The sequence below is a fragment of the Streptomyces phaeoluteigriseus genome (assembly GCF_001896135.2).
Taxonomy (GTDB): domain Bacteria; phylum Actinomycetota; class Actinomycetes; order Streptomycetales; family Streptomycetaceae; genus Streptomyces; species Streptomyces phaeoluteigriseus.
On sequence record NZ_MPOH02000069.1, the window covers coordinates 1 to 3,014 of the forward strand.

The 3,014-nt window shown below is 70.6% G+C and carries 4 protein-coding genes; all 4 read left to right on the forward strand.

What is annotated here, in order from left to right:
• On the forward strand, positions 1–290 hold a 290-nt coding region (locus BM536_RS38805; RefSeq protein WP_094104099.1), incomplete at its 5' end, for a helicase associated domain-containing protein.
• Positions 291–870: 580 nt separating this feature from the next.
• Positions 871–1,299, forward strand: coding sequence for a hypothetical protein (locus tag BM536_RS41045; RefSeq protein WP_158086600.1), 429 nt, complete (start codon positions 871–873; stop codon positions 1,297–1,299).
• A gap of 194 nt (positions 1,300–1,493) precedes the next feature.
• Positions 1,494–2,339, forward strand: coding sequence for an ArsR/SmtB family transcription factor (locus BM536_RS38820; RefSeq protein WP_245874042.1), 846 nt, complete (start codon positions 1,494–1,496; stop codon positions 2,337–2,339).
• Between the two features lie 200 nt (positions 2,340–2,539).
• Positions 2,540–2,926, forward strand: a complete 387-nt coding sequence (locus BM536_RS38825) for an SH3 domain-containing protein (protein WP_094104101.1) — start codon at positions 2,540–2,542, stop codon at positions 2,924–2,926.
• Positions 2,927–3,014: the final 88 nt, after the last annotated feature.

The following is a 3,014-nucleotide window of genomic DNA, read 5'->3' on the forward strand; positions in this document are numbered from 1 at the left end:
ACGACGAGAAACCCAAACCACGCCGTACGCAGGCTGACAAGTGGGCGCTCCACTACGCAGCCGCCCAGCAGTACTACCAACGTGAAGGCCACCTGGGGGTGCCCCGCAAGCACGTCGAACGGATGGCCGTCGACAGAGGGGACGACGGCTGCGACGGCAAGAGCGGTGGGGGCCAGGAAGAACGAGAGATCAAGCTTGGGGCATGGATCGGCAACCAGCGCAGCCGGGTAGCGACACTCACACCGGAACGGATCGAGCTGCTCTCCGCCATCGGCATGCGATGGACCTGACCGCGAGCACACGGCGATCCTACGGAGACGGGGTGACCCGCAGGGCACGATTGACCATATATGCCAGGCTTCTACATATTGCGTACGTTTCCCGTACATCACGCGTCCGCGTACTGGGGCGGGTGAATGCTTCACGATACGGTCGGCCTGGCGTCTTGTGTTACGGGCATGGCCGTAGGGGCAGCACCTTCGGCTGCGGTCGGTGGCATCGGCGACTTCCTGTCCCCGGCGTTCGGCACAAGCTGCGTCAACCACAACACGGGGGCACGCGTGGCTCGCCCTTCAACCAGTGCGGCGGAGCCGATAATCCCCTCCGCTACCGGGGTCCGTGACCTCCTAAGTGACGGTCTGAGCTTGACGACGCTGAGCCGAGTGCCCGTCCTGGCTGGTTGAGAGCATTCTCGACGTCTTCGCGTCCAGCGCGCAGCGCCTGGAGCTCGTCGGCACGGGCGGCGATCCGCTGCGCCTCGCGTACGGCGGCTTCGCGGTCGGCGGCGGCCGCGGCTTCGGCGGCGAGCTCGGCCTGGACTCGGCGGCGAGCTCGGCCTGGACGACGTCGTCGGTGTCCGGGTCGTAGACGGTGCCCGGACGGCGCGGCAGCAAGCATCTGGTCCAGGCGCTCCCACTCCGCGAGCTCCGCCCGGCCGCGGACGTCGTCGGCCAGGTCCTCGTGGCGGGAGTCCTGCCGGGCGTCGAGGAGGGCGTCCTCGAGAGCCGCCGCGACGACGCCGGCGTCCATGCCCTTCGCCCGGCGCCGTACGACGCGGCGGCCGATGCGGGCGGGGTCGACCGGCTCGCGGGGCACGGCGACGCGCGGGGCGGGCGCGCGGCCGGCGGTGCGCCGGGCGGCCAGGGCGTGGTCATGTTCGTCCTCGTATTCGTGGTGCGGATTCGGGAGCGGGCCGTCGTCAGAGCGCTGCGCGACGGCCCGCCGAATTGCGCCGAGGCACGCTACCTGTCACGACCAGGGGCCACTGAACTGCGCTTGTGCGGCGACGAAGCACCGTAGTCGTCACCGAATCGGCGGACCGCTTGGCACCGGTGACCCGGACAGCAGGGTTGTGGTCACCGAGCGCGGCAACCTGCGATCTACGGGGAGGCGCGGCCGCCGTCCTCGCCCGCCTCCCCCGGCACGCCATCGCCCACTTCGCCTGCCACGCGGATTCCGGATCTCGGGGATGGTCGAGAAGACGCCGAGGGTCGGTGTCGGCTCCTCGGCCGTTCGGCGAGCAACCGTACAGACCCCTCGCAGAGCCGCCTGCTCCTGGACGACCACGCCACCGCCCCGCTGACCGTCGCCGCACTGGCCCGGATCAACCTCAACCACGCAGAGCTGGCCTACCTCTCGGCCTGGACTGGACGAGGCCATCCACCTCACCCGCGCGTTCCAACTCGCGGGGAGCGGTTCGCCCCGGACGCGGTCAGGCTGTACCCGCGACCCCGAACCGCGAGCACCTGAACCGTCCCTCACACCATGGCAGCGGTCTTCCCGGCCCGGGCCGTGGTGGCAGGCATCCTGCATTTCGACAGCCCGGCCTGGGCCCGGAACCGTTGAGCAACGCCGGCCTGCATCTTCTCGCGGTCCAACGGCTGCGCGGGCGAAAGCCCCCGGCCGGATCGTCACGGCCACGCCGGGGGCTCCTTCGCTCTGCCGATCCAGGCGTTGCCACTGATCCGTCGGCTCACCGAGACCGCCGTGCACCGGCTCACCTGAACGGCATCTCCGCACAACCGCTGCCGAGCCTCGCGCACCTGTCCGTTTGGGGCTTGATTCCTCATCCTGCTGGGGGTCGTCATGCCACGCCCCGTCTGGAGCGGCGCCATCTCGTTCGGGCTGGTCACAATCCCGATCAAGGTCCTGCCTGCAGCACCACTGAACTGGCCGCGCGACTCGGTGTCTCCCTGGCGGCCGTCAGCCAGCACACGAAGGCACTGCGCGACGCGCGCCTCATCACCACCAGTCGTCGCGGTGGTTCCGTCCTGCACGTGGCAACTGCCCTCGGCCGGGAGCTGCTGGCCGGGAACCGCAGCGTGGCGGTGTGCCCTTAAGCCATGGCTTAAGGGCGTAGCCGCCCGTGTCGGCAACCAGGAGCATTCAAGGCGTTCGGCGTGTCCGGGGATGCTCGGCGTCGAACTCCTGGAGGTAAGCCGCCTTCGACAAGGGGAGGACGCACCGCTCGGCCGGCCCGGGCCTGCTCCTACGTACGTGTTCCGCACCCAGAACCGACGACGCAAGGGGAATCGATTCCATGACCGTCAAAGCAGCACGCCGCACCATGTCTCCGCGTCGCTCCGCCGCCCGCACGGCGGCCGTGGCGGCCCTGTCCGCCGCCGCGCTCCTCGGCGGTGGTCTCACGGCCCAGGCCGCCGCACCCGCCCGCACGACGGGTGCGGCCGTGGAGCTCGCGCCGGCGGCCGGTGTGCTCGCCACCCGGTGCTACTACAGGGTCAACGCCAGCGGCGGTCTGCTGGTCCGCAGCGGACCCGGCACCCAGTACCGGGTCGTCGACTCCTACCCCAACGGCGCCACGATCCTCGCGTCGGCGTCCACCACCAACGGCTTCCGCAACGTGGGCACCAACCGCTGGGTCGCCGCGGCGTACACCGTCCGCATCACCAGCTATCCCTGCGAGTGACAGGGACCCGCGCCGAGGACACCGTTCCCCAGCCCTTCAACGGGCCGCCGGCCGCCGGAAACCTCCGGCGGCCGGCGGCCCGCTCCGC

Coding starts and splice junctions, on each gene's coding strand:
- BM536_RS38825 (WP_094104101.1), top strand. CDS start 2,540: ATGACCGTCAAAGCAGCACGCCGCACCATGTCTCCGCGTCGCTCCGCC.